Source organism: Sphingomonas aracearum (assembly GCF_003345355.1).
Lineage (GTDB): Bacteria > Pseudomonadota > Alphaproteobacteria > Sphingomonadales > Sphingomonadaceae > Sphingomonas > Sphingomonas aracearum.
Map to the genome: position 1 here is coordinate 1,319,175 of NZ_QQNB01000001.1, position 24,941 is coordinate 1,344,115.

Below are 24,941 nucleotides of genomic sequence, written 5' to 3' on the forward strand. Positions count from 1 at the left end.
ATGCGCCAAATGCACTCCGAACTCCCTTCCGGCGCATGCCTGTTCGCATGAGCGGCCGTGCCGTTGCCGATGGCGGCGAGGACACGCGCAAGACGGGCACGCAGACGCTGGAGCGCGGGCTGGACCTGCTGGAACTCGCCGCGCACGAGCCGATGACGCTGGCCGAGCTGACCGAGCGATCGGGCCTGCCCAAGGGGGTCGCCTATCGCCTGGTCACCGCGCTGGCGGGGCGCGGGTTCGTCTCGCCCGCCGGCAACGGCCGGTTTCGCGGCGGCCCGGCGCTGCTGCGGCTGAGCCACCGCGCCGGCGAGCAGACCGACATCACGGGCATCGCGCGCCCGCACCTCCAGGCGCTGTCCGAGCGCACCGGGCTCAGCGCGTTCCTGGGCCGGCGCGACGGCGACCATTCGCTGCACCTGCTGCGCACGCAAGGCAGCGAGCGGGTGGCGGTGACCACCCAGCCGGGCACGCGCCGGCTGCTGCCGGAAACGGGCATGGGCAAGGCGCTGATGCTGGACGACGGCGAGGCCGAGTGGCGCCGCCTGCTGGCGCTGGTGGACGCGGCGCATCGCCCGGCCGAGGTGCTGGAGGCCCTGCACAAGGCGGCGCGCGCCGACGTGGTCCTGCAGCACGGGCCGGCGCCCGACCATATCCACTCCGTCGCCGCGCCGGTGCGCGACGGAACCGGGCGCGTGGTGGCGGCGATCAACGTCGCTGCGGCGGCGCAATATATGGGCGAGGCGCAGATGGCCGAGCTGGTGCCGCTGGTGCGCCAGGCCGCCGCGGAGCTGGGCCAGGCGCTGGGACGGAGCTGACGCCGGACGGGGGCGCTCGCCGCGCCTCCACCCGGCCGTCCCGCGGAACCCGGCTTCAGGCAGCGCGCTATCCCCGGTCGAGGCCGGGCGATCCGGCGACGGGAGGCAGGAATGGACCTTCAACTGACGGGAAAGACCGCGCTGGTCACCGGATCGACCGCCGGCATCGGCCTGGCGATCGCCGAGCGGCTGGCGGCGGAAGGCGTCTCGGTGACGATCTGCGGGCGCAACCGGGAGAAGCTGGACGCGGCGGCGGCGCGGGTGGGCGCGGCGGGCGCGGTGCGCGCGGTGCTGGCCGATCCGGCAACCGCCGAGGGCGCGGCCGAGCTGGTCGCCGCCGTTCCGGAGGCGGACATCCTGGTCAACAATCTCGGCATCTACGAAGCCAGGCCGTTCACCGAGATCAGCGACGCCGACTGGCACCACCTGTTCGAGGTGAACGTGGTGAGCGGCGCGCGGCTGGCACGGCATTATTTCCCGCGCATGATCGCGAAGAACTGGGGCCGGATCCTGTTCATCGCCAGCGAAAGCGCGCTCGTGGTGCCGAGCGAGATGGTGCATTACGGCACCACCAAGACGGCGCAGCTCGCCATCGCCCGGGGCCTCGCCGAACAGACGCGGGGCACCGGCGTTACCGTCAACTCCGTGATGCCCGGCCCGACCCGGTCCGAGGGCATCGTCGAGTTCATCCGCTCGGTGGTGGACAACAAGGACGCGCCGGAAGCGGAGCGCGAGGCCGAGTTCTTCCGCACCAAGCGCCCGCTGTCGCTGATCGGGCGGCTGATCGAGGCCGACGAGATCGCCGCGCAGGTCGCCCTGCTGGCCAGCCCGCTGGGCGCGATCACCAACGGCGCCGCGATCCGCGTGGAGGGCGGCATCGTGCCCACCATAGCCTGAACGGGAGACAGGACATGACGGCAATCACGGCAGCGCGACGGGTGGCATTGCTGGCGCTGGCCACCGCCACGGCCGCCTCGGCGAGCGTCGATACGACCGCCAGGCCGGGCGGCGTGGTGCCGTTGAAGCCCGGCATCTACGTGGCGCGCGGATCGACCTGCCGGGACGCGCCCAACGCGGCCATCCGCGACTATGACCGGCGCGGCTTCGCCACGCCGCACAGCCGGGCATGCCGGGCCAGGGTGCTGTCGAAGCGCGGCACCACCTATGCGATCGAGCAGTCGTGCATGGATGCGGGCGCCGGCCCGGCGCCGCGCGTCGGCGACCGGTTCAGCGTTTCGGTGGACAACGCGATCACGTTCCGGCTGCGCCGCAACGGCGGCAGCACCGAATATCGCTATTGCCCGGTCTACCAGCTGCCCGCCGGCGTGCGGCCGCGCGTGCGCTGACGTGCCGCGACCGGCGCGGGGACGTCAGATGTGGCGCGGGAGGGGCCGATCTGCGGCGTCTTGTCCGGCAGGTCGACTTCCTCGACGTCAAGGTAGCGCCAGCCCCAGCCTTCCGGCGGGTCATCGCCCTCGATGACCGGGTGGCCGCTGGCGTGCGACTGCCGCAAACCACATTGGGGCAGGCGCGCGGCGCGGGCAGATCGGCGTCGCGGCGGCGTGTCGCCGGAGCGCTTCAGGGTGCAGCGGAAGGGGGTGGGAAATGGATGCCCGACAAGGATTCGAACCTTGATTGACGGAGTCAGAGTCCGCTCTCTTACCATTAGAGGATCGGGCAATCAGGCGGGTGCCTCTAGGCGCGTGTCGCGGGGCTGTCAACCGGGGAGGCGCGGGGCGGGTTGCGCTGGGCTGCGGTTGCGCTACGTTGGCGGCAAGCACCGAACGGGAAGCTCCCGCGACGGCAGAACAGAACAAGCGAGTAGTATACCGGCATGGGGGATCGTTCCGCCAGAATGCCGGCCCGGCAGGGCAAGTCCCCTGCCCGTCCGGTTCCACCCGGCGCCAAGCCCCCGGTCCCCCGTCAGCGGTGGCCGGAAGCACGGCAGTTTGCCGCGCTGGACCTTGGCACCAACAATTGCCGCCTGCTGATCGCGCGCCCGCAGGGTGACGCCTTCGTGGTGGTGGACGCCTTTTCGCGCATCGTGCGGCTGGGCGAGGGCCTTGCCGCGACCGGCCGGCTGTCCGACGCCGCCATCGAGCGCACCATCGCCGCGCTGAAGGTCTGCGCCGACAAGCTGCGCCGCCGCAACGTCGCGCTGGCCCGGTCGGTGGCGACGGAGGCATGCCGCCGCGCGACCAACGGCGCGGCCTTTACCGAGCGGGTGTTCGCGGAAACCGGCATCCGGCTGGACATCATCTCCGCCGAGGAGGAGGCGCGGCTGGCCGTGCTCGGCTGCCATGCGCTGCTGGAGCCGGGCGACGGGCCTGCCCTGGTGTTCGACATCGGCGGCGGCTCCACCGAGCTGGTGCTGATCGATTCGTCGGGCGCGGAGCCGCGGGTGCTGGACTGGCATTCGGCGCCGTGGGGCGTGGTGTCGCTGACCGAGCATGCCGGCGGGGGCAGCGACGAGGCGGAGCGGCTGGCGCATTACGCCCGGATGCGCGCGCTGGTGAAGGAGAGCTTCGCCGGCTTCGCCGCGCGCCTGCCGCGCAACCTCCGGCGGCCGCGGCTGCTCGGCACGTCGGGCACGGTGACGACGCTGGCGAGCGTGCACCTGGGCCTGTCGCATTACGACCGCTCGGCGGTGGACGGGCTGATCGTGCCGGCGAGCGCGATGCGACAGATCAGCGAGGACCTGTCGCACATGGACATTGCCGAGCGCGCCGAGCTTGCCTGTATCGGCACCGAGCGGGCCGACCTGGTGGTCGCCGGCTGCGCGATCCTGGAGGCGATCCTGGACCTGTGGCCGGCCGAGCGGCTGGGCGTTGCCGATCGCGGCATCCGCGAGGGCATCCTGAAGCGATTGATGGGAAGTGCCCGATGATGGACCTCGAACCCTGCCGCACCGGCTGCACGGCCGAAGGAGCGCACTCATGAGCCGCGACGGCGGGGGCCTGCACACCCGCGTGAAGACGGCGCGCAAGCGTTCGGCGCAGTCCACGCGCTGGCTGGAGCGGCAGCTGAACGATCCCTATGTCCGCCGCGCCAAGGCGGAGGGCTATCGCAGCCGCGCGGCCTACAAGCTGATCGAACTGGACGAGCGGTTCGGCTTCCTGAAGGGCGCGAAGCGGATCGTCGACCTGGGGATCGCGCCGGGCGGGTGGAGCCAGGTGGTGCGGCGAAAGGTGCCAAAGGCCGCGGTGGCGGGGATCGACCTGTTGCCGGTCGATCCGATCGACGGCGTGGCGATCCTGCAGATGGACTTCATGGCCGATGCCGCGCCGGCCGCGCTGATGGAGGCGCTGGGCGGCGCGCCGGACCTCGTCCTGTCCGACATGGCGGCGAACACGGTGGGCCACGCGCAGACGGACGCGCTGCGCACCATGGCGCTGGTGGAAACGGGGCTGGCCTTTGCCGTGGACGTGCTGGTGCCGGGCGGCGCCTATGTGGCCAAGGTGTTCGCCGGGGGCGCGGACGCGCAGCTGGTGGCGGAGATGAAGCGCAACTTCGCGACGGTGAAGCACGCCAAGCCGCCGGCGAGCCGCAAGGGCTCCAGCGAATGGTACGTGGTGGCGCAGGGGTTCAAGGGCCGCTCAGCGGAGTAGCCCCGCTACTCCGCGTCGCGGAGCGGCCCACGGCCAGCGGGGCGAAGCTCCCGGCTGACGACGCGGCTTCGCCGCGGCGGGGCTGTTCCAAACGGCAAACGCAGCGTGCGCGGCGGGGAGGATCGGAATGACGGGAGGCGGTCGCTTGCGGAGGCGCCCCTCCACCAGCCTTTGGCTGGTCCCCCTCCCCGCGGGGCGGTGAGGATCGGAACGACGAGGGGGGGGCGCTTGCGGGGACGCCCCTCCACCAGCCTTTGGCTGGTCCCGCTCCCCGCAGGGCGGGGAGGATCGAACGACGAATAGCGGGCGCGCGTGTACGCGGCCCGTGAACACGAGGGGAAAGGGATCGACCGGCGCGTCCTAGCCACGGTTTTGCACCCGGGGCTCGACGACTTTTGAGACACTCGCTACACTACGAAGCGTCGAGACTTCTTGTATCTGCCGGGTATCGGCGACGCCCCCGGTACTCTGCCGCACCGGCTCTGGCATGGAAGGATGGTCTGGCTGCTCTCACCTAGCCACACCGTCCTTCCGGACGTCTTCAAACCTTCCCCGACCCTGATGAACGGACATCCGACTTTAGTCCCGGATGGCTCCGCGCCGGTCGATCGCCGGGCATGGTGCTTGTGACGGCACCACCACCGGCTGCTTTCGCTCAGCCTCGCGGTGGTCCTTGCCGCGGTTCTGAACTGCTGCGGCGTATAGCCATATGGGTTCGTGTTGTCAAGTATAAACGCGCCAGAAAAGCCGCATCGCTCAGGAGCGGCCCGATTGCGATCCCATCAAGGCGGGGACAAAGGCGCCGAGTTCGCGGGCAAGGAAGCCGAGCGGGCCGATGCCGGCCGCGGCCATCTTGCCCGCCTCGCCGTGCAGCCAGACGCCCCAGGCGGTCGCGACCAGCGCGGGTGCTCCGCGGGCAAGAAGGCCGCCGACGATCCCGGCGAGCACGTCGCCGGAGCCGGCGGTGCCCAGGCCCGCCGCATCGCTGCTGTAGAGAAGCAAGGTTCCGTCCGGCGCGGCGATGAACGTCTCGTCCGACTTGAGCGCGACCACCGCGCCGAAGCGCTGCGCCGCGCGGAGCGCGTGCTCCGCCGGATCGCGGTCGATCGCCTCGGCCGAAGCGCCGGTCAGCGTGGACAGCTCGCCATGGTGGGGCGTGAGGACGAGGCGGCCGTCGAGCGGGCGGCCCGCGTCCGGACACGCCTTCAGCGCGGCCAGCGCCCCGGCGTCGAACAACGCGGACGCACCCGGACCAAGCGCTTCCACCAGCCGGCCGATCAGCGGCGGCAGGTCGTCCGTGTCCCGCATCCCGCCGCCGAGCACCAGCGCATCGCAGCGGCCGGCCTGCGCCACGAGCCGGTCGGCGGCGGCGCAATCGATCTCCCCCTCCTCGGTGCCGGGCAGCGCGATCATCCCGGCCTCGGGAACCAGCACGCCGAGCGGAGCGGCCAGCGCCTCCACCGTGGCGATGCGCACCTTGCCCGCGCCGGCGCGCAGCGCGGCCTCGGCCGTCAGCCGCAGGGCACCGGGAACGAAGCGCGAGCCGCCCGCGATCAGGGCAAGGCCGCGCCCCTCCTTGTCCAGCCCCGCGCCGACACCCGGCAGCGGATGATCGTGCAGCCAGCGGCCGGTGAGGCGGACGGGCTCGCTCATCCGCGGATCCCCTTGGGCTGGTCGGCTTCCTCCGTCACGGGAGTGCCGCTGCGCTCCACCGGCGCGAGATAATTGTAGCGCACCAGCGCCAGGCGGCCGCCCTGGACCGCGGTGGCCTCCAGCGCATATTCGGTGACCGAGCAGTTCGCGACATCCCCCTGCGCGTCGACGGCGAGGATGTCGGCCTCCTCCATCCGTTCGAGAATGTAGCGCAGGCACAGCACCACCACCTGGTGCGCGACGATCAGCACGCGCTGGCCGGCATGGTGGAGGGCGATGGTGTCGAGCACGGAGCGCAGGCGCAGGATCACGTCGCACCAGCTCTCGCCGCCGGGCGGGCGATGGTAGAACTTGCCGAGAAGATGCCGGAACTCGGCCTGCTCGGGCAGGAGATTGCGGATGCCGGCGGTGGTGAGGCCGTCCAAGATGCCGAACTCCTTCTCGCGCAGGCGCTCGTCGATGCAGATCGGCTCGTCGCCCTGCAGGCCGCCGGCGTCGCGGATCAGCCGGGCGGTGTGCACCGCGCGCAGGTAGGGCGAGGCGAAGACCACGTCCGGGCGCTCGCCCTCGGGGAGGGTCGCGAACCAGTCGCCCAGCCCGCGCGCCTGCTCGGCACCGAGCGCGCTGAGCGGCACGTCCACGTCGCGGGCGGAAAGCGCGATCCGGTCGAGCCCGGCGGCGAGCGCCGCGTCGCGCGCCACGTTGCCGGCGCTCTGGCCGTGGCGCACGATCCACAGCCGCTCGGGCCAGCGCGGGGTCACCGTGCGGCTCGCCGCGTCATGCTGGGCTGATCGGGCATGGGCGACCTCCTTTGGAGGGGGTAGATCGCCCGGGGCGGCTGGCGGGTTCCCGGAGGAGTGCGGAGAGGGGCATGCAAAAGGCCGCGGCATTGCTGCTGCGGCCTTTCGGCTATCGGGTCGGCGCCGCGGCGAGGCCGCCGTCCGGCTGCCTGCAAGGCAGGCGCTCAGGACAGGCTATATCGGCCGGTCCTCGGCTGACGCTGACGCGTTGAACTTGGGCCTCACTTCCGGCGCCGCGGCGAAGCCGCGTCGTCGATCGGGCTTGCCGCCCGTCGTCCGGAGTTCGGCTGATCCAGGATTAGCTGCGCTAATCCCGGGCCTCACTCGTAATCGGCACCCAGATTCTGGTTGCGCGGCGGGGCGGCGGCGGTGAGGCGGAGCGCTTCGGCCGAGGCCGAGAGCGAGCCCACGGCATCCACCTCGTCGTCGTCGTCGATCTGCACCTTCTGCAGGCCGCCGACCAGCGCCTCGTGCAGGTGATCCGGGCGCACCGTCTCCTCGGCGATCTCGCGCAGGGCGACAACCGGGTTCTTGTCGCGATCGCGATCGAGGGTCAGCTCCGCGCCGCCCGAAATCTGCCGCGCACGCTGGGCCGCCAGCAGCACGAGATCGAAACGGTTCGGGATCTTGTCGACGCAATCCTCGACGGTGACGCGCGCCATGCACACTTCCTGAAAATGAAGGGGAGGCCCGCAGCTAGGGAAGCACGGCGCCGGAGTCAAGATTTTGCGGTTGCGCGTGCCCGGGGCGCCGGTCATGCCCGCCGCATGGCCCTGCCCCCGCCCCTCCCGCCGCAGCAGCCGAGCTTCACCGTGGAGGGCAACCGGCTGACGCTGATCGATCACGGTCCCTTGCGGTTGCGCCGGCTGCTGGAGCTCATCGCCGGCGCGCGCCGCTCGCTGCGTATTCTCTATTACATCTACCTCGACGACGATGCGGGGCGGCAGGTGCGCCAGGCCCTGCTGGACGCGTCCGCGCGCGGCGTGGAGGTGTCGCTGATCGTCGACGGGCTGGGCAGCGAGCCGGCGGCGCGCGACGGCTTCTTCGATCCGCTGCGCGCCGCCGGGTGCGACGTGTGCCGGTTCGAGCCGCGCTTCGGCCGCCGCTACCTGTTGCGCAACCACCAGAAGCTGGCGTTGGCGGACGGGGAGAGCGAGAGCCCGCGCTGCATCGTCGGCGGCTTCAACATCGAGGACGATTATTTCGGCACGGCGGCCGAGCAGGCGTGGCGTGACCTGGGCCTGCTGGTGGAGGGGCCTGCCGCGGGTCGCCTGACCGGCTATTACGACGCGCTGGAAAACTGGATCAAGGAGCCGAAGGCGCCGCTGCGCCGGCTCACGCGCATCCTGAAGCAATGGAGCGAGCCGGCCGGGCGCGCGCGCTGGGTGCTGGGCGGGCCGACCCGGCACCTGTCGCCCTGGGCGCGGCAGATGCGGCAGAAAATGCGCCGCGCGCGCCGCTTCGACCTGATCGCCGGCTATTTCGCGCCGAACCCGGCGATGCTGCGCCGGCTGGACCGGCTCGGCCAGCGCGGGCAGGTGCGGATCGTGCTGCCCAACAAGAACGACCATGAGGCCGCGATCTGGGCCTCGCGCTTCACCTATGCCGGGCTGCTGCGCAAGGGCGTGCGGATCTTCGAATATCTGCCCACCAAGCTGCACACCAAATTGTTCGTGGTGGACGACGTGGCGTTCGTCGGCTCGGCCAATTTCGACATCCGCTCCATGTTCCTGAACATGGAGATCATGCTGCGCATCGACGACAAGGCGTTCGCCGACCATGTCCGCGCCTATGTGGACGGGGAGATCGCGCAATCGGTGGAGATCACGCCGGAGCTGTACAAGACGCACATGACCGCGTGGCGGCGGGTGAAGCAGGCGGCGGCGTTCTTCGTCATCACCGTGCTGGACTACAACGTGACGCGGCGGCTGAACTTCGGGCGGCGCGACCTGTAGCGGTTCAGGGTCTTAGCCCTGGTCCTCATAGGCGAATTGCAGGATGCCCCAGTGCCGGCCGCGGACATGGATGGAGGCGATCACCTGCTTCAGGAGCAGCACGCCCCCGTTCGCCACGCTGCGGCGATAGGCCTTGAGGCAGAAGGGCTGGGTGATGCGGCACTGCACGCGGGTGTCGGGGAAATCGAAGATCAGGCCCTGGCGCGCGTTTTCGTAATTCCAGGCGTCCTCGCCCGGACGCTGCGCCTCCGCGCGCTCCGGCATCGCCACCGCGCCGAACGCGTTGCGATCGGTGAAGGTCATGCCGAAAAAGCCCTTGTAGCCGCGCGCCGCCTCCTGGTGCGGGCGGGCGGCGGGCACCAGCAACGCCTGCACCGGATGGGTGAACAGCGGCGGGCTGCTGCCGGGCACGGGCGTGTAGGTTTCCGAAAACAGCGCCGCCTCGGTGATGCGGCCATCGGCAATGCCCGCCTCCAGCACCTGCGCCACGTCGGCGGCGACGGACAGGGCGAAGCGGATATAGGGGCTGTCGGGGATCTCCACGCCGCTGGCGGCGAACACCTGCAACAGCGTGTTGGTATCGTCGCTGACCGTTGACACGCGGCCGGACAGGCGGCGCAGCCCGCTGGCATTGTCGCAGGACGCGGCGGACAATGCATGAAGGCCGGCGCGCACCGATCCCACCGCATCCACCATGGAGCCGATGCGGTCGGCCACCGCCTCGCTGTTGTCGGAAAGCCCGCGCATCAGCGTGCCAAGCCGCAGCACCAGCCCCTCGATGTCGCGGGTGCCGCCATGCGCGGTGCGCGCGGTTTCCACGCCTTGCGCGATGCGGGTGAGCATGCCGCCGGCCTCGCCGGTCAGCGCGCGAACGGAGGCGTCGATCTGCTGCGTGGCGGTGGCGGTTTCGTGCGCGAGCTTCTTCACCTCGCTGGCGACCACCGCGAAGCCGCGACCCGCGTCGCCCGCGCGCCGCCTCGATGGTGGCGTTGAGGGCGAGCAGGTTCGTCTGCGCGGCAATCTGGCTGATAACGGCGGTGACCTGGCCGACGGTTTCCAGCGCGACGTTGAAGGCGCCGAGCGCGGCATGGATGCCGCTGACCTGGTCGATCAGCTCGACCACCTGCCCCGTCGCCTGCGAGAGCTGGCGGCTGGAATCGTCGAGCACCGCGCGGGCGGCGCCGGCATTCTGCCGCGCCTCCTCGGCCGCATCGGCGACGTCGGCGCCGTCGCTGGCGAGGCGCACCGCGTCGCGGCCGATCGCCTCGATGGTGCCGGCCTGTTCGGTGACGCGGGTCGCCAGCTCGGCGATGTCCGCCTGCAGGTCCAGCGTGCGGATGCCGAGATCCCCCGACATCTTGGCCGCCCGGCCCACCACCTGCGCGATTTCCACTCCGCTCCACCCCCCGGTTCCCGCCCGACCGGCAGCAATAGCGCAACGATGGTTAAGCAGCGGTTAGCCGTGCGCGGGCGGGCAAGGCGCTCAGTCGTCCTCGTCCTCGTATCCCACCAGCGCCAGCGCGCGCGCCTTGATCTGGTGCGTCATGCACCAATGAACCAGCGCTTCCTCGCGCCCGTGCGTGACCCACACCTCCTGCGGCGAAATCTCGGTGAGCGTGGCCGTCAGCTCGTCCCAGTCGGCATGGTCGGAGAGGATCAGCGGCAGTTCCACATTCTTCTGCCGCGCGCGCTGGCGCACCCGCATCCAGCCCGATGCCATGGCGGTGATCGGATCGGGCAGGCGGCGCGACCAGCGATCGTTGAGCGCGGACGGGGGCGAGACGATGATCCGCCCGGCCAGCTCCGCCTTGCTGGCGCCGGTGGCGGGGCGCAGCTCGCCAAGATCGACGCCGAGCTCGACATACAGGTCGCACAGCCGCTGCAACGCGCCATGGAGGTAGATCGGATCGTCGAAGCCTCGCCGCCGCAGTTCGGCGATGACGCGCTGCGCCTTGCCCAGCGCATAGGCGCCGACGAGAACGCAGCGCTGCGGATTGGCGGCAAGCGCGGTTGTCATCTTGTCGATCTCGTCGCCGGTTTCCGGATGGCGGAACACGGGCAGCGCGAAGGTCGCCTCCGTGACGAACACGTCGCACTTCACCGGCTCGAACGGCGCGCAGGTCGGGTCGGCGCGGCGCTTGTAGTCGCCGGAGACGACGATCGTCTCCCCGCGATGCTCCAGCACGATCTGCGCGGAGCCGAGCACATGGCCCGCCGGCACGAACGACACGACGACGTCGCCCAGCCGCACGATGTCGCCGTAGCCGACCGGCTGCTGGTCCTGCCCGGCATAGAAACGCGCATCCATGATCGCCAGCGTCTCGGGCGTCGCCCAGACGGTGCCGTGGCCGCCGCGCGCATGATCGGCATGGCCATGGGTGATGAGCGCGCGCGCCGCCGGCTCGGACGGATCGATCCACGCATCGGCCGGCTTGACGTAGATGCCGTGGGGATGTGGCTCCACCCAGTCGCCAAGCCTTGTCATCCTCCCCATATGCATGAGGTGACGCACCGGTTCCCGCTCCCCCTGCCCCGCTTCCCGGATCGCTCCTGCCCATGGAACGTTGGGAGGGTGAAACGGTGACAAAGGAGTTGGAGCATGGCGGAGGGATTCTGGGGGCTGGTGGTGATCATCGGCCCGATCGTGCTGATCGCGGCGCTGGCCTTCGCGATGCTGCGCAACAAGCAGACGAAACGCGAGTTCGAGCGGACGGAAGCGGCGACGCGGCGGATGCACGAGGAGCAGGCGGCGCAGGACCGGACGACGACGCCGTAAGCCCCGCGCTGCCGCCGGTTCTCGACCACTGGTTCGCCGGCCGCGGGTGGCGCCCGCGCCGGCACCAGCGCGAGATGCTGGCTGAGGATCGCGCCGGGCGCCACGCGCTGCTGGTGGCGGCCACCGGCGCGGGCAAGACGCTGGCGGGGTTCCTGCCGAGCCTGGTCGAGCTGATCGAGGCACCGACGGACGGGCTGCACACCTTGTACGTCTCGCCGCTGAAGGCGCTGGCGGTGGACGTGCAGCGCAATCTCCTCACGCCCGTGGAGGAGATGGGGCTGGACATCCGCGTGGAGACGCGTACCGGCGACACGCCCTCCGACCGCAAGGCGCGCCAGCGCTCGCGCCCGCCGCACATCCTGATGACAACGCCGGAGTCGCTGTCGCTGCTGCTGTCCTATCCGGACAGCTTCCTGATGTTCGCCGGCCTTCGCCGCATCGTGGTGGACGAGGTGCATGCGTTCGCCACCGGCAAGCGCGGCGACCTGCTGGCGCTGTGCATGGCGCGGTTGCAGGCGATCGCGCCGCAGATGCGCCGGATCGCGCTGTCGGCCACCGTTGCCGATGCGGACGGCTATCGTGCGTGGCTGGCGCCCGATGGCGACATCGACGCGGTGTCGCTGGTGCAGGGCGAGGCGGGCGCCGATCCGGACATCGCCATCCTGCTGCCGGAAGGCCGCGTGCCGTGGACCGGCCATTCGGGGCGCTACGCCGCCGAACAGGTGATGGCGGAGATCGAGACGCACCGCACCTCCATCATCTTCTGCAACACGCGCAGTCTCGCCGAGCTGATCTTCCAGGATCTGTGGAAGGCGAACGCGATGCAGCTGCCGATCGGCATCCACCATGGCTCGCTCTCGCTGGAGGCGCGGCGCAAGGTGGAGGCGGCGATGGCGGCGGGGCGGCTGCGTGCGCTGGTCGCCACCGCGTCGCTCGACCTGGGCGTGGACTGGGGCGATGTGGACTGCGTGATCCAGATGGGCGCGCCCAAGGGCTCGTCGCGGCTGTTGCAGCGGATCGGGCGATCGAACCATCGGCTGGACGAGCCCTCGGAAGCGGTGCTGGTGCCCGGCAACCGCTTCGAATATCTGGAAGCGCGCGCCGCGCTGGACGCGGTGGAGGCGGGCGAGCTGGACCCGGACCTGTTCCGCGCCGGCGCGCTGGACGTGCTGGCGCAGCATGTGATGGCGTGCGCCTGTGCCGCGCCGTTCCGCGAGGAGGAACTGCTGGCGGAGGTACGCTCCGCCCTGCCCTATTCGGCGCTGACCGAAGAGCTGTTCGGCCGCGTGCTCGGCTTCATCCGCGACGGCGGCTATGCGCTGAAGGCCTATGACCGGTTCAAGCGGCTGACACAGGAGCCGGACGGCACCTGGCGGGTGAGCCATCCCAGCTTCGTCGCGCAGCACCGGCTGAACGCGGGCATCATCGTGGAAGCGACGATGCTCAATGTGCGCTTCAAGAACGGGCGCAGCCTGGGCAAGGTGGAGGAAGGGTTCGGGGCGACGCTCAGCGCGGGCGACACCTTCTTCTTCGCCGGGCTCAGCCTGGAAGTGGTGACCATGGACACCGAGGACCTGATCGTCCGCGCGACCAGCCGGCCCGCGCGCATCCCGACCTATGGCGGCAGCCGCATGCCGCTCTCCACCAATCTCGCCACGCGCGTGCGGCGCTTCCTGGCGGAGCCGGCGGAATGGCCGCGCTTTCCCGACGATGTGCGCGAATGGCTGGAGGTACAGCGCTACCGCTCCTCGCTGCCGGAGCCCGGTCAGCTGCTCGTGGAGACCTTCCCGCGTGAGGGGCGGCACTATATGGTCGCCTACAGCTTCGAGGGGTGGAACGCGCACCAGTCGCTCGGCATGCTGCTGACGCGGCGGATGGAGAGCGCGGGGCTGAGCCCGCTCGGCTTCGTCGCCAACGATTATGCCATCGCCTGTTACGGGCTGAAGCCGGTGACGGACCCGGCGGCGCTGTTTTCCCCCGACATCCTGGAGCATGAATTCGTCGACTGGGTGCAGCAGTCGCACCTGTTGAAGCGCGCGTTCCGGGAAGTGGCGGTGATCGGCGGGCTGGTGGAGCGGCAGCATCCCGGCAAGCGCAAGACCGGCAAGCAGGTGACCTTCTCCACCGACCTCATCTACGACGTGCTGCGCAAGTACGAGCCGACGCACCTGCTGCTGCAAGCCGCGTGGGAGGATGCCCGCGCGCGCATGACGGACGTGGGGCGGCTGGCCGACCTGATCGAGCGCGCGCAGGGCACCATGCTGCATGTCGACCTGCCGCGCGTCTCGCCGCTCGCGGTGCCGGTGCTGACGCTGATCGGGCGCGAGCGGGTGGCGACGGGCAGCGCGGACGACGCGCTGCTGATCGAGGCGGAAGCGCTGGCGGCGGAGGCGATGCGGCTGGACTGAACGGCCGAGATTGGGCCCTTGCGACAGGGCCGGAACGGGCGCATCCTTCCGCGATGGAGAGGATGCGTCCGGCGCTGGCGGCGGCGCTGCTCATGGCGGCGGTGCCGCTGGCCGCGCAGCAGGAGGCGCCCCCGCCTGCCGCTCCGCCCGCGCCCACCGCCTTCACGCAACTGGGCGACGCGGCGGATCGCATGACCGTGCCGGTGCGCGTCGCCGGTGCCGGCCCGTTCGACTTCATCATCGACACCGGCGCGGAACGCTCGGTGCTGAGCCGGGAACTGGCGGCCGAGCTCGGCCTGCCCGCCGGGCGTCAGGTCAACATGACCGCGATGATCGGCAGCGGGCCGGTGGAAACGGTGATCGTGCCGACGCTCGCCGTCTCCGCCCGGGACTGGGTGGATCTCGCCGCGCGCAGGATCGAGGCGCCGGTGCTGGCCCGCGCGAACCTGGGCGCGGCCGGGATGCTCGGGATCGATGCGCTGCAGGGGCAAAGCCTGACGCTGGACCTGGCGCGCGACACCATGCAGCTCACGCCGACGCCGCCGCGCCGGCGCGTGGCCCGGCGCGCGGACGAGATCGTGGTGCGCGCCAAGAGCCTGTACGGGCAGTTGATCGTCACCGATGCGTCCTGGCGGGGCAAGCGCATCCGGGTGATCGTGGACACCGGATCGCCGGTGACGATCGCCAATGCCGCCTTGCGCCGGCTGGCGCGCAAGCCGCCGGCGTCGCTCGGACCGGTCGAGTTCCTGGCGGTGAACGGCGAGCGGTTGTTCGGGGACATGGCGGTGCTGAACGACCTGCAGATCGGCGGCGTGGCGTTGGGGGGCGCGGCTGTGGCCTTTGCCGAGGCGACGCCCTTCGCCCGGTTCGGCCTGACGGACACGCCGGCCCTGCTGCTGGGCATGAACACGCTGCGCATGTTCCGCCAGGTGACGGTGGATTTCACCAACCGCGAGATACGGTTTTCCTTGCCGCGGCCCGCCAATGCGGCGAACGTCTGCGGCGCGTTGAACATCCGCTGCAGCCGCTTCCTGTAGGCGGGGCGGCAAGCCGGGGGAGCAGGGATGACCAAGGGGCTCTGGTTGGCGGCGACGGCCGCGCTCGCCGCGTCCGCTGGCGCCACCGCGCAGACGCGCACGCCCGACCAGCAGGCGTTCTTCGCCACCTACAAGGAGCTGGTGGAGACGAACACCACCCTCTCCGCCGGCAGCTGCACCGAGGCCGCGGCGAAGATGGGCGCGCGGTTGAAGGCGGCGGGGTTCGGCGCGGCGGACATCACCTACTTTGCCGTGCCCGAGCACCCCAAGGACGGCGGGCTTGTCGCGGTGCTGCCCGGGGCCGACCGGAGCCTGAAGCCGATGCTGCTGCTCGCGCACCTGGACGTGGTGGAGGCCAGGCGCGAGGACTGGGCGCGCGATCCGTTCACGCTCGTCGAGGAGAACGGCTTCCTCTACGGGCGCGGCGCGGTGGACGACAAGGCGATGGCCGCCGTCTGGGTGGACACGTTGGCACGGCTGAAGGCGGGCAAGGCGCCGCCGCGACGCACGGTTAAGCTGGCGCTCACCTGCGGCGAGGAAACCACCTCTGCGTGGAACGGCGCGGAGTGGCTGGCGAAGAACCGACCGGACCTGGTCGCCGCCGAGTTCGCGCTGAACGAAGGCGGCGGCGGGCGCAACGATGCGAGCGGGCGACACGCGGTGATGGCGTTGCAGGTCGGCGAGAAGGCGGCGCAGAACTATACCTTTGCCGTCGCCAATCCCGGCGGCCACAGCTCCCAGCCGGTGCCCGACAATGCGATCTACCAGCTCGCCGACGCGCTGAAGGCGGTGCAGGGCCATGCGTTCCCGGTGCGCTTCACCGACACCACCCGCGCGTTCTTCGAGGCGAGCCGCGCGCGGCTGGCGCCGGAGGTCGGCGCGGCGATCACGCGGCTGCTCGCCAACCCGCAGGACAAGGCCGCCGACGCGATCGTCAGCCGCGACAAGGCGCTGCACTCCACCTTGCGCACCACCTGCGTGGCGACGCTGCTGAACGCGGGCCATGCGGAAAACGCGCTGCCGCAACGCGCCACCGCCAACGTCAACTGCCGCATCTTTCCGGGCGAAACGGTGGACGGCACGCTCGCCACCTTGCAGCGGCTGGCGGGGCCGCAGGTGCGCGTGACGGTGAACCAGCCGGTGCGCCCCACCGCCATCCCGCCGGCGCTGGACCCGAAGATCACCGGCCCGGTGCGCAGCGTCGCCGCCCGCCACTTCCCCGACGTGCCGGTGGTGCCCACCATGTCCACCGGCGCGACCGACGGCATCTTCCTGGAAGCGATCGACATCCCCGTCTACGGCGTGCCCGGCTTCTTCGTGGAGCCGGACGGCAACGGCACGCACGGCCTGAACGAGCGCATCCGCGTGCGCTCGCTGTTCGAGGGGCGCGACTATCTGTTCGACCTGGTGAAGGCGTTCGCGGGATGAGCCGCTACGGCGCCGGCGCCTTCAGCGCACCACCCACCGCCTGCATGTAGCTGCCGGTTGCCTTCAGCTCGGCGGCACAGCGCTTGAGTTCGGTCTCGAGCCGCCCCTTGGCCTCCAGCGTCGGAGCGGTGCGGGTCATCACCGCCTTGAGGTCCACCGCCGGATCGCGGCCGAGGGGCTTGCCCATGAAGTAGATCGAACCCATCGTGCCCGCTTCCTTTGCCGCCGGATTGGCGGCGAGCATGGCGAAGGCGGCCAGGCAGACCGCGTCCTGGCCCTGGGTGGCGGGCACGGGGCGCTCGGCCGCCTGTGGTGCGACGGCGAGCGAAAGAACGGCAAGCAGCGTGGCCATGGCAGGATCTCCCCGGGTGACGTGGGCGAGAGCCTAGGGTGCTTGCCGCCGCGGCGCTAGACGGTCACCTGTTCGCCCAGCTCCAGGATCTTGCCCGGCGGGATGCGCAGGAAGTCGGTGGGGTCGCTGGCGTTCCTTTGCAGGAACATGAAGATGCGGTCCTGCCATAGCGGCATGCCCTGGTCGGCATCGGGCTTCAGCGTGTTGCGGCCGATGAAGTAGCTGATCTTGGCCGGATTGAGCGCACGTTGCTTGGCCGCCGCCGCGAGCCCCAGGTCGCGCGGCACGTCCGGCGTTTCCATGAAGCCGTAGGTGAGCACCATGACGACGAAATTGTCGTCGATCGGCTTGGCCTTCACCCGGTCCTCCGGCGCGACGGACGGGCGATCGGCGGTGCGCACGGTGCAGATCAGGTTCTTCTCGTGCAGCACCTTGTTGTGCTTCAGGTTGTGCAGCAGCGCGCCCGGCGCGTGTTCGGGATTGGCGGTAAGGAACACGGCGGTGCCCTCCACCCGCTCCGGCGGGCGCTTGGCGAGGGCGGCGGCGAGATCGGCGAGCGGGATCGACTGGCGCTGCTCGAACGCGCGCACGATGCCGCGCCCGCGCACCCAGGTGTAAATGAGGAAGCCGATCGCCGCGGCCACCACCAGCGGCACCCACCCGCCCTCGATCACGCGCAGGATGTTGGCGCCGAAGAAGATCGAATCGAGCGTGAGGAACGGCAGGATCACCGCCAGCGCCGATGGCCGCGACCAGCGCCAGACATGGCGCACGACGATGTACGCCAGCAGGGTCGTGACCACCATGGTGCCGGTCACCGCGATCCCGTATGCCGCGGCCATTGCGGAGGAAGTGCGGAACTGCACCACCAGCACCAGCACGCCGACCAGCAGCAGCCAGTTGATCGCCGGCAGGTAGATCTGCCCGGAAAAGGCCGCGGAGGTGTTGCGGATGCGCAGGCGCGGCAACAGCCCGATCTGGATCGCCTGCTGGGTGAGGCTGAACGCGCCGGTGATGACCGCCTGGCTGGCGATGATCGTGGCCAGCGTGGCCAGGATCACCAGCAGCGGGCGCAGGGCGTCGGGCGCCATCAGGAAGAACCAGTCGGCATTCTGGAACTTGATGCCGCGCGCCGTTGCCGCCTCCAGCGTGGAGAGCGCCAGCGCGCCCTGGCCGAGATAGTTGAGCGCCAGCGCGGGAAAGACGAGCGCGAACCAGCCGAGGCGGATCGGGCGGATGCCGAAATGGCCCATGTCGGCGGTCAGCGCCTCCGCGCCGGTGACCGTCAGGAACACCGCACCGAGCACGAACAGGCCCAGCACGCCGTGGTTGGCGAGAAAGGAAACGCCGTAGGCGGGCCAGAACACCCGCAGGATCGAAAGCTCGTCGGCGATGTGCCACACGCCCAGCCCGCCGATCACCAGGAACCACAGGATGCACACCGGCCCGAACAGGCGCGAGACATGCGCCGTGCCGCGCGACTGGAGGAGGAACAGCCCGACCAGGATGACGATGGCGATGGTGATGATCGTGTGCTCGCCGATCGCATCCGCGCCGCCCGGAATGGTGCGCAGGCCCTCCACCGCCGACAGCACGGACAAGGCCGGCGTGATGATCGCGTCGCCATAGAACAGGGCCGCGCCCGACGCGCCGAGCACCAGCGCGATGCGGCTGCGCATGCCGAGCGCCCGGCGGGCAAGCGCGGTGAGCGCCAGCACCCCGCCCTCGCCCTGATTGTCCATGCGCATCAGGAACAGCACGTACTTGACCGTGACGACCAGGATCAGCGCCCAGAGCGCCAGGCTGAGCACGCCCAGGATCTCGGACGGCACCACGCCGTCGGCGGCCGACAGGTTCAGCGCCTCGCGAAAGGCGTAAAGCGGGCTGGTGCCGATGTCGCCGAACACCACCCCGATCGCACCCACCGTGAGCGCGAGCAGGCCAGGATGCCGGTCAACGGTGGAAGACTCGTCCGGTGCGGACATTGGGGGACTTCCCAGAAAAGGACGGCGCGCTTTACGCCCCTGATACGCGCGTGCAAGCCCTTTGTTGCGCCGCACCCAAGCCGTTGATCCGAAGCGCATTCGGCGTTTATAGCGCCGCCCATGGTTCGCTTTTCGTTCGCTGGGCAGGAGCTGTGCGCGCTGCGCTCGGGCGCGTTGTTCTGGCCGGCCAGGGCCGCGCTGCTCGTCGCCGACCTGCATTTCGAGAAAGCGAGCTGGTTTGCGATGCGCGGGCAGATGCTGCCGCCGTATGACAGCCTGCAGACGCTGGGCGAGCTGACCGCGCTGGCCGACGCGCACGACGCGCGCGAGATCTGGTGCCTGGGCGACAGCTTCCACGACGCGGCCGGCTGCACGCGATTGCCCGCGGCGGCGCAGGACGCCCTGCGCGCGCTCACCGCGTCGCGCCGTTTCGTGTGGATCACCGGCAACCATGATGCCGGGCTGGTCGATCATTGCGGCGGCGAGGTGATGGACGAGGCGGTGGTGGACGGGCTGGTGCTGCGCCACGAAGCCGACCCCGGCGAGGTCCGGCCGGAACTGTCCGGCCATTTCCACCCGAAGCTGCGCCTTGTTGTGCGCGGCAAGCCGGTGGCGCGGCGCTGCTTCCTGGAAACGCGGACCAAGCTGATCCTGCCTGCCTTCGGCGCGCTGACCGGCGGGCTGGACGTGGATCATCCGGAGATCCGCCGCGCGCTGGGCGGCCCCGCGCAGGCGCTGGTGCCGGTGGAGGACCGGCTGCTGCGGTTCCCCGTGGCGGCGTAGTCAGCTGTCCCCGCATGGGCGGAGGCGCAGGGTCACCGGGGCGTGAACCGAATTACTCGTATCTTGCTTGCTGTTCCCCGGCGGAGGCCGGGGTCCAGTCGGGAAGCGTCTGGGAGGCACGTTGCGCTTCGTCACCGAAGCCTTCCCACCTGGACCCCGGCCTTCGCCGGGGAGGCGCTCCGATTTCTTCCCGGGTTCGATCAGGCCTTGCGCAGCGCTCGATCCGCCGCGCTTACCTCGAAGCGGGCGAGGGTGGAGACGGTGTGTGCCTTTTCCAGGATCGTCGATACCGCTCGGTAATCGGCAACCGCCCGCTCGGGCGTGAGCGTCAGGACGATGAAGCCCTTGGCGTTCTGGTCGCAGAACACGACCTCCTCGCCGGCCGCCTCCAGCAGCGCGCCGAGCGGCAGGCCGGGGAGCGAATCGCCGTTGGACGGGCTGGTGATCCCGGACGTGCCGAACTCGCTGGCGACCGGCCGGCCCTGCGCATCGGCGAGCGCATTGGCCCAGAAGGCGTGGCTGTCGCCCGACAGGACGATCGGGCGCGAGCCGGCGCGGCGGAAGCTTTCGTACAGGCGCTCGCGCGCCGGCGGATAGCCGTCCCAGCTGTCGAGATTGAACGGCAGGCCGGCGCGGTAGCCGGCAACGGCGTGCGCCACCAGCGCGGCATAGGGGCTGGCGTTGAGCGCGGCGAGCCGGTCGGCGGGCAGCAGCTGGTCGGGGATCGGGCCGGGCACGCGGGCCATCACCACCTGGTTGCCGAGCACCTGCCACGGCTTGCCCGCCTTCACCGAGGCGGCAAGCTCGCCCTCCAGCCAGCCGCGCTGCTCGGGCCCGAGCATCTCGCGCGCGGGATCGTTGCGGATGGCGAGAACGGCGGCGGGATCCTTCGCCTGCTGGTCGGCCTGCTGGCTGCGCGCCAGAAGCCGCGTTTCGACCATCGCCACGGTGGCGAGATCGCCGAACTGGAAGCTGCGGTTGATCGCCTCCCACGGGCGCCCGGCGACCGGATCGCGGATCGGCATCCACTCGAAATAGGCCTGCATCGCCGCGGCCTTGCGCCTGGCCCAGTCGCCTTCGCGCGTCGGCTGGTGGTTCTCGGCGCCTGAGACGAAGCTGTCGTTCGCCGTTTCGTGATCGTCCCACACCGCGATCATCGCCGCGCGGGCGTGCGCGGCCTGGAGGTCCGGGTCCGATTTGTACTGCGCGTGGCGGGTGCGGTAATCGGCGAGCGTCACGATCTCGTGCGCAGGCTCGACCTCGCGGCCGATCTTCCTGCCCGTCGCGCCGCCATAGCCGTCGCGGCCATATTCGTAGATGTAATCGCCCAGGTGCAGGATGGCGTCCAGCCGCTCCAGCTTCGCCACCGCCGCATAGGCGTTGTAGAAGCCGCTGGGAAAGTTCTGGCACGACACCACGGCGAACACCGCGTCGGCGGTGCGCCCTTGCGGCAGCGTGCGGAAGCGCCCGGCCGGCGAGCGGATGCCGTTCGCCTCGAACCAATAGGTATAGTCGCGGCCGGGGCGCAGCGTCGTCGGCTCCACCTTCACGGTGAAGTCGCGTGCCGGGCGGGCCTCGGCCGTGCCGGTTTCCACCGTGCGGCCGTTCTCGGCGACGTGCCAGGTGACCGGCACCGCCGCATTGTGCGCCGCGGGCGGAGTGACGCGCGTCCACAGTATCGCGCCGCGCGCGGTGGGATCGCCGCTCGCCACGCCGTGGGCAAAGGCGACCGCGACCGCCTCGGCGGCCGACGCCGCAGCCGGAGCGAGCGCGCCGGCCCCGAACAGGCCGAGCGCGGCGCGGCGCGAAACGCGCATCAGCGGCGGCCGCCGAAGCGGAACGTCGCCGCCACGCCGTAGAAGCGCGGGTTGCCGGCGATGAAGGTCGGCAGGCCGAGCCCGTCGCCGGTGTTGCCGGCGTCGTTGATATACTTCTTGTTGAACGCGTTCTCGACGAATGCCTCGATCTGGATGCCGCTCGGCAGTTCGTAGCCGATGCGGCCGTTGACCAGCGCGTACGACCCTTGCGTTTCGTCGCGGAGGTTGTCGGCGACCAGCGCGCGCGGCGGCTGCTGCAGGCCGGGCAGATCGTTGTCGTCGTCGAAATAGACGCGGCTCTGCCAGGTGACGGACGGCGTGAAGGTCACGCGGCCGGCACCTTCGCCCAGCGGCACGCCGATGATCGCACCGGCCGAGGGGGCGTGATCGGGCGACAGGCGGAAGCGGTTGCCCTCGCGGATGCCCGTCTTGAAGCGGCTGTGATTATAGGCGTAGCTGGCGAACAGCGAGATGTTGTCGCTGGGCACGTAGCGCGCCTGGCCTTCGAAGCCGTAGCTTTCGGCGCGGCCGGCATTGGTGGTGACGAACACCGTGCCCTGCTGCTCCGTGGTCTGGAAGTTGCGGTACTTGTAGAAGAAGCCCGAGCCCTCGACGAACAGGCGGCGCTGCATCAGCGCGGTCTTGGCGCCCACTTCGTAGCTGTCCACCGTCTCCTCGGGCAGCGGCGTGAAGCGCACGGCGCCGAGCGGGGTGGACGGCGCGCCGGGCGACAGGATCGCGGGGCGACGGCCGCGGGCATAGGTGGCGTAGAGGCTCGCTTCGTCGGTCGGCTTGTAGCGGGCGGTGGCGCGCCAGCTGAAGCCGTCATTGTCGAGCTCGCCATATTGCACCTGGCCGTTGCCGGCGGTGGGCTGCGTGCCCAGGCCGAACAGCGGCACGGGATAGGCGGCCGAGGTCGGGATGTTCGCCGCACCGGGCACCGCCAGCGCGTCGAGCAGCGGGGTGCGGGTGGCGGCGGGCTGCGCCAGGGCGCCGATGACCCCGCCCAGGATCGAGCGGCCGTTCAGCACCGCGGCGGTGAAGCCGGAACGCTTGTCGTCGCGCGTGTAGCGCAGGCCGCCGCCCAGCTCGAACCGGTCGGTGACGCGGATGGTCACGTCGCCGAAGACGTCGAAGGCCCTGGTCCGCGAGAAGTTGGTGCTCGTCTCGAGATGGTTGCTCTTCAGGTTGGCCGCGATCGCGGCCGCCCGCGCGGCGGGCAGCGCGACGCCGCTGGCCGCCGCCACGCCCTGCAGCAGCGCGCCGGTGAAGGCGGTGTTGGCGAAGATGGCGGCGGGCGCCGGATCGGTGGCGGGCCGGCCCAGCACGGCGGGGCCGGCAAGCTGGTTGGTCAGCCGGCCGAGCAGCACGCGCTCGTCGAACTGGGTCGGCACGCGCTGATAGCCGTCCTCGTGGAAGTAGCTGCCGCCCAGGAACGCGGTGATCGGCCCCTTGTCATAGGTCAGGCGCAGCTCCTGGCTGAACTGGTTGCCGTGCGCGTCCTCGCCGGCCGTCAGCGCGGGCAGCGAGATGCCGTCCGCGTCGAAGATCTCCAGCGCATCGAATTCGCGATAGGCGGTGATCGAGGTCAGGCGCAGGTTCGTGCCGAGATCCCAGTTGACGAGGCCGGTGGCGCCGCCCACTTCCCGGCGCAGGCCGAGCGGGCGGCCGCCCTCGAACCCGGCGCCCGGCGCCAGCGCCGCGCCGCTGTTGCGGCCGGCATCCCCGAGCACGACGCCGGTATTGGGGTCGGTCGGGCGATAGGCGATCGACTTGAAGGGCGTGCCGGCGGGCGTGTCCTTCTGGTAGTTGCCGATGATGTCGACGGTGAGCCCGCCCAGCTCCTGATGCGCGCTGCCGCGCAGCGCCCAGGTGCGCGCCGACGAGAAGTCGCGACCGCCGAGCAGGTTCTCGATATAGCCGTCGCGCTCGCGGAAGCGGCCGGCGAGGCGCAGCGCGCCGCCGTCGCCGGTGGCGACGTTGACCATCGCCTCACCCAGCCAGGAGTTGAAGTTGCCGTAGGAGCCCCGCGCGTAAGCCTCCGTGCGGCTGGGATCGGCCTTGTTCTGAACGATGTTCACCGCGCCGATCAGCGCGCCGCGGCCGTAGAGCGTGGACTGCGGCCCCTTGGCGACCTCCACCCGCTCGACATCGAACAGCTCCACATAGGAACCGCGCGACTTGGAGATCGACACGCCGTCCTGGAAGACGGACACGCGCGGCTCGTTGAACGCGGTGCCGCTGTCCGACGTGATGCCGCGCACCACGAAGCCCGGATTGTTGGGCGACTGGTTCTGCACGAAAAAGCCGGGAATGAAACGGGACGCCTGCTCCAGCTCGGTGATGCCGAGCCGCTTCAGCTGGTCGTCGGTCAGCGTCGCCACCGCGATCGGCACGTCGATCGCTTCCTGCTCGCGCAGCTGCGCGGTGACGACCACGTCGGCGTTGCTCTCCACCGGCGGCGGCGTCTCCTGCGCAAAGGCCGGCGCGGCGAGCGCAACGAGGCCGCAGGATGCAAGAAGCAGAACACGCATGAAATTTCCCCCTGTTGCAGGCCCGCTAGCGCTGGGCCGTGACAGCGAGGAGGCAGCCGCATGACAGGAATGCGACAGCCCCCGCCCCTTCCGGATGGCACCCGTTTGCCCGCGCGGGGCGTTGACAGGAGCACCACCCCAACAGGAGCGCACCATGCCGGACATCACCCCCCAAACTCCCGACGACCAGAAGGGCGAGGTCACGCCGCACGCCGACGACGTGCTGCCGGCGGATGCCACGCAGGCGCCGCCGGAGGAGCATGAAGCCGAAAAGACCGGCGACTTCGCCTGAGCGTCACTCCACCGCGAAAAAGGCGGTGACCGTCAGCCGCCCGGTCGCGGGATCGGGCGACAGCGCGGCATCGGCGGCGATCGCGCCGCTGTGCAGGAGGAAGCTGCGATAGAGCAGCGCGCGGTTGAAGCCTGCCTCCGCGGCATGGACCCGCTCGAACAGGGGCGTGTCGCCGTTCACATAGGCGGGCGGCGGCGGCGTGGCGGCGACCTCCGCGTCCAGCGTCCGGAAGAACGCGGGCGCGCGGGCGGCGTCCACCGTCTCGAACCCGGTCGTGCGGTGGCGAAAGAAGGCGGTGCCGTCTCCGCCGCCCGGCGAAAGGTAATGCACCATCGCCAGCCGCTCGCGCCCGAACGCATCCACATGCGGCACGCGCTGGCGGAGGCTGAGGTCGGCCGGCGGCGTGGTGACGATCGAGAAGCTCGCATCCACCACCTCGACCCGGCGACAGCGGCCGAAGGCGCGGCCGATGGCGGCGGCGATCACCGGCATCCGTGTCCGCAGATAGCCTTGCGGCAGGGGCGCGCGGATGCCGGGATAATGATGGTCGCCGGGCACGAACCTGGCCGCCATCGCGGCGGCGCGCAGGCGATCGGCGTCGGGGGCGAATTCGTCGAGCGTGACGAGCGGCTCGCCCTCGCGCCCGATCCGCTCGATGCTGACCTTCCCCGCCATTTCCGTGCGATGCGCCCCTTTCC

The 24,941-nt window shown here is 70.7% G+C and carries 22 protein-coding genes, 1 tRNA gene and 1 pseudogene; 12 read left to right on the plus strand and 12 right to left on the minus strand.

Annotated elements, in window-relative coordinates; genetic code table 11:
- Positions 1–47 precede the first annotated feature (47 nt).
- From DVW87_RS06300 to DVW87_RS06310, 3 genes are all read left to right on the plus strand, one after another.
- Positions 48–815: an IclR family transcriptional regulator gene (locus DVW87_RS06300; protein ID WP_181814733.1), complete on the plus strand. Its 768-nt coding sequence runs from the start codon at positions 48–50 to the stop codon at positions 813–815.
- Positions 816–926: 111 nt separating this feature from the next.
- Positions 927–1,712 (plus strand): SDR family NAD(P)-dependent oxidoreductase, encoded by a 786-nt coding sequence (locus DVW87_RS06305; protein ID WP_114686821.1) that lies wholly within the window; start codon positions 927–929, stop codon positions 1,710–1,712.
- 14 nt (positions 1,713–1,726) lie between these two features.
- Positions 1,727–2,161 (plus strand): hypothetical protein, encoded by a 435-nt coding sequence (locus DVW87_RS06310; RefSeq protein ID WP_147276223.1) that lies wholly within the window; start codon positions 1,727–1,729, stop codon positions 2,159–2,161.
- Here DVW87_RS06310 and DVW87_RS06315 read toward each other — a convergent pair.
- The gene (locus DVW87_RS06315) at positions 2,122–2,328 is read right to left on the minus strand and encodes a hypothetical protein (protein ID WP_114686823.1); all 207 of its coding nucleotides are present in this window, start codon (positions 2,326–2,328) and stop codon (positions 2,122–2,124) included. The genes DVW87_RS06310 and DVW87_RS06315 overlap by 40 nt on opposite strands.
- A 93-nt stretch (positions 2,329–2,421) precedes the next feature.
- Positions 2,422–2,495: transfer RNA gene (locus tag DVW87_RS06320), tRNA-Gln, on the minus strand.
- Between the two features lie 154 nt (positions 2,496–2,649).
- Here DVW87_RS06320 and DVW87_RS06325 point away from each other — a divergent pair.
- Positions 2,650–3,702, plus strand: a complete 1,053-nt coding sequence (locus DVW87_RS06325; RefSeq protein WP_181814734.1) for a Ppx/GppA phosphatase family protein — start codon at positions 2,650–2,652, stop codon at positions 3,700–3,702.
- Between the two features lie 49 nt (positions 3,703–3,751).
- Positions 3,752–4,423, plus strand: coding sequence for an RlmE family RNA methyltransferase (locus DVW87_RS06330; RefSeq protein WP_114686825.1), 672 nt, complete (start codon positions 3,752–3,754; stop codon positions 4,421–4,423).
- Between the two features lie 756 nt (positions 4,424–5,179).
- On the opposite strand, the gene DVW87_RS06335 is transcribed toward DVW87_RS06330, so the two are convergent.
- The 3 genes from DVW87_RS06335 to rpoZ form a co-directional block, all read right to left on the minus strand.
- Complete coding sequence (locus DVW87_RS06335; protein WP_114686826.1) at positions 5,180–6,076, minus strand: NAD(P)H-hydrate dehydratase; 897 nt, start codon at positions 6,074–6,076, stop codon at positions 5,180–5,182.
- Positions 6,073–6,837: a histidine phosphatase family protein gene (locus DVW87_RS06340; protein ID WP_239017788.1), complete on the minus strand. Its 765-nt coding sequence runs from the start codon at positions 6,835–6,837 to the stop codon at positions 6,073–6,075. The genes DVW87_RS06335 and DVW87_RS06340 overlap by 4 nt, the downstream gene beginning before the upstream one ends.
- Before the next feature lie 359 nt (positions 6,838–7,196).
- Complete coding sequence (gene rpoZ / locus DVW87_RS06345; protein ID WP_114686828.1) at positions 7,197–7,538, minus strand: DNA-directed RNA polymerase subunit omega; 342 nt, start codon at positions 7,536–7,538, stop codon at positions 7,197–7,199.
- A gap of 105 nt (positions 7,539–7,643) precedes the next feature.
- Between rpoZ and DVW87_RS06350 the strand changes: the two genes are divergently transcribed.
- A complete protein-coding gene (locus DVW87_RS06350) occupies positions 7,644–8,831 on the plus strand; it encodes a phospholipase D-like domain-containing protein (protein ID WP_114686829.1) in 1,188 nt (395 codons plus the stop codon).
- A gap of 12 nt (positions 8,832–8,843) precedes the next feature.
- Here DVW87_RS06350 and DVW87_RS06355 read toward each other — a convergent pair.
- Positions 8,844–10,188: pseudogene (locus tag DVW87_RS06355) on the minus strand (methyl-accepting chemotaxis protein).
- Positions 10,189–10,314: 126 nt separating this feature from the next.
- Complete coding sequence (locus DVW87_RS06360; RefSeq protein ID WP_114686830.1) at positions 10,315–11,316, minus strand: ligase-associated DNA damage response exonuclease; 1,002 nt, start codon at positions 11,314–11,316, stop codon at positions 10,315–10,317.
- Between the two features lie 114 nt (positions 11,317–11,430).
- Here DVW87_RS06360 and DVW87_RS18035 point away from each other — a divergent pair, with 114 nt between their 5' ends.
- From DVW87_RS18035 to DVW87_RS06375, 4 genes are read left to right on the plus strand one after another with little or no spacing between them, the layout of a single operon-like run.
- Positions 11,431–11,607 (plus strand): hypothetical protein, encoded by a 177-nt coding sequence (locus DVW87_RS18035; protein ID WP_181814766.1) that lies wholly within the window; start codon positions 11,431–11,433, stop codon positions 11,605–11,607.
- 8 nt (positions 11,608–11,615) lie between these two features.
- Positions 11,616–14,015 carry a ligase-associated DNA damage response DEXH box helicase gene (locus DVW87_RS06365; RefSeq protein ID WP_114687116.1) on the plus strand — a complete coding sequence of 800 codons (2,400 nt, stop codon included), beginning with the start codon at positions 11,616–11,618 and terminating at the stop codon, positions 14,013–14,015.
- A gap of 53 nt (positions 14,016–14,068) precedes the next feature.
- Positions 14,069–15,052 (plus strand): aspartyl protease family protein, encoded by a 984-nt coding sequence (locus tag DVW87_RS06370; RefSeq protein WP_114686831.1) that lies wholly within the window; start codon positions 14,069–14,071, stop codon positions 15,050–15,052.
- 27 nt (positions 15,053–15,079) lie between these two features.
- Complete coding sequence (locus DVW87_RS06375; RefSeq protein ID WP_114686832.1) at positions 15,080–16,480, plus strand: M20/M25/M40 family metallo-hydrolase; 1,401 nt, start codon at positions 15,080–15,082, stop codon at positions 16,478–16,480.
- 4 nt (positions 16,481–16,484) lie between these two features.
- On the opposite strand, the gene DVW87_RS06380 is transcribed toward DVW87_RS06375, so the two are convergent.
- The gene (locus DVW87_RS06380) at positions 16,485–16,832 is read right to left on the minus strand and encodes a hypothetical protein (RefSeq protein ID WP_114686833.1); all 348 of its coding nucleotides are present in this window, start codon (positions 16,830–16,832) and stop codon (positions 16,485–16,487) included.
- A 56-nt stretch (positions 16,833–16,888) separates the two neighbouring features.
- Complete coding sequence (locus tag DVW87_RS06385; protein ID WP_114686834.1) at positions 16,889–18,817, minus strand: potassium transporter Kup; 1,929 nt, start codon at positions 18,815–18,817, stop codon at positions 16,889–16,891.
- A gap of 120 nt (positions 18,818–18,937) precedes the next feature.
- Between DVW87_RS06385 and pdeM the strand changes: the two genes are divergently transcribed.
- The gene (pdeM, locus tag DVW87_RS06390) at positions 18,938–19,600 is read left to right on the plus strand and encodes a ligase-associated DNA damage response endonuclease PdeM (protein WP_114686835.1); all 663 of its coding nucleotides are present in this window, start codon (positions 18,938–18,940) and stop codon (positions 19,598–19,600) included.
- Positions 19,601–19,800: 200 nt separating this feature from the next.
- Here pdeM and DVW87_RS06395 read toward each other — a convergent pair whose 3' ends face one another.
- The gene (locus tag DVW87_RS06395) at positions 19,801–21,417 is read right to left on the minus strand and encodes an alkaline phosphatase D family protein (RefSeq protein WP_114686836.1); all 1,617 of its coding nucleotides are present in this window, start codon (positions 21,415–21,417) and stop codon (positions 19,801–19,803) included.
- Entirely contained in the window at positions 21,417–23,951 is a 2,535-nt protein-coding gene (locus tag DVW87_RS06400) for a TonB-dependent receptor (protein WP_114686837.1), read from the minus strand. The genes DVW87_RS06395 and DVW87_RS06400 overlap by 1 nt, the downstream gene beginning before the upstream one ends.
- Positions 23,952–24,105: 154 nt before the next feature.
- On the opposite strand from DVW87_RS06400, the gene DVW87_RS18040 reads away from it, so the two are divergent.
- Positions 24,106–24,243: a hypothetical protein gene (locus DVW87_RS18040; RefSeq protein ID WP_181814735.1), complete on the plus strand. Its 138-nt coding sequence runs from the start codon at positions 24,106–24,108 to the stop codon at positions 24,241–24,243.
- 3 nt (positions 24,244–24,246) lie between these two features.
- Here DVW87_RS18040 and DVW87_RS06405 read toward each other — a convergent pair whose 3' ends face one another.
- Positions 24,247–24,918 carry a DUF6445 family protein gene (locus tag DVW87_RS06405; protein WP_114686838.1) on the minus strand — a complete coding sequence of 224 codons (672 nt, stop codon included), beginning with the start codon at positions 24,916–24,918 and terminating at the stop codon, positions 24,247–24,249.
- Positions 24,919–24,941 lie beyond the last annotated feature (23 nt).

Bases quoted from the DNA above. Each gene is read 5' to 3' on its own strand.
- DVW87_RS06325 (WP_181814734.1), top strand. From the start codon at position 2,650: ATGGGGGATCGTTCCGCCAGAATGCCGGCCCGGCAGGGCAAGTCCCCT.
- DVW87_RS18040 (WP_181814735.1), top strand. From the start codon at position 24,106: ATGCCGGACATCACCCCCCAAACTCCCGACGACCAGAAGGGCGAGGTC.
- DVW87_RS06380 (WP_114686833.1), bottom strand. From the start codon at position 16,832: ATGGCCACGCTGCTTGCCGTTCTTTCGCTCGCCGTCGCACCACAGGCG.
- DVW87_RS18035 (WP_181814766.1), top strand. From the start codon at position 11,431: ATGGCGGAGGGATTCTGGGGGCTGGTGGTGATCATCGGCCCGATCGTG.
- DVW87_RS06370 (WP_114686831.1), top strand. From the start codon at position 14,069: ATGGAGAGGATGCGTCCGGCGCTGGCGGCGGCGCTGCTCATGGCGGCG.
- DVW87_RS06300 (WP_181814733.1), top strand. From the start codon at position 48: ATGAGCGGCCGTGCCGTTGCCGATGGCGGCGAGGACACGCGCAAGACG.
- DVW87_RS06360 (WP_114686830.1), bottom strand. From the start codon at position 11,316: ATGACAAGGCTTGGCGACTGGGTGGAGCCACATCCCCACGGCATCTAC.
- DVW87_RS06350 (WP_114686829.1), top strand. From the start codon at position 7,644: ATGGCCCTGCCCCCGCCCCTCCCGCCGCAGCAGCCGAGCTTCACCGTG.
- DVW87_RS06395 (WP_114686836.1), bottom strand. From the start codon at position 21,417: ATGCGCGTTTCGCGCCGCGCCGCGCTCGGCCTGTTCGGGGCCGGCGCG.
- DVW87_RS06385 (WP_114686834.1), bottom strand. From the start codon at position 18,817: ATGTCCGCACCGGACGAGTCTTCCACCGTTGACCGGCATCCTGGCCTG.
- DVW87_RS06335 (WP_114686826.1), bottom strand. From the start codon at position 6,076: ATGAGCGAGCCCGTCCGCCTCACCGGCCGCTGGCTGCACGATCATCCG.
- pdeM (WP_114686835.1), top strand. From the start codon at position 18,938: ATGGTTCGCTTTTCGTTCGCTGGGCAGGAGCTGTGCGCGCTGCGCTCG.
- DVW87_RS06400 (WP_114686837.1), bottom strand. From the start codon at position 23,951: ATGCGTGTTCTGCTTCTTGCATCCTGCGGCCTCGTTGCGCTCGCCGCG.
- rpoZ (WP_114686828.1), bottom strand. From the start codon at position 7,538: ATGGCGCGCGTCACCGTCGAGGATTGCGTCGACAAGATCCCGAACCGT.
- DVW87_RS06375 (WP_114686832.1), top strand. From the start codon at position 15,080: ATGACCAAGGGGCTCTGGTTGGCGGCGACGGCCGCGCTCGCCGCGTCC.
- DVW87_RS06305 (WP_114686821.1), top strand. From the start codon at position 927: ATGGACCTTCAACTGACGGGAAAGACCGCGCTGGTCACCGGATCGACC.
- DVW87_RS06330 (WP_114686825.1), top strand. From the start codon at position 3,752: ATGAGCCGCGACGGCGGGGGCCTGCACACCCGCGTGAAGACGGCGCGC.
- DVW87_RS06310 (WP_147276223.1), top strand. From the start codon at position 1,727: ATGACGGCAATCACGGCAGCGCGACGGGTGGCATTGCTGGCGCTGGCC.
- DVW87_RS06405 (WP_114686838.1), bottom strand. From the start codon at position 24,918: ATGGCGGGGAAGGTCAGCATCGAGCGGATCGGGCGCGAGGGCGAGCCG.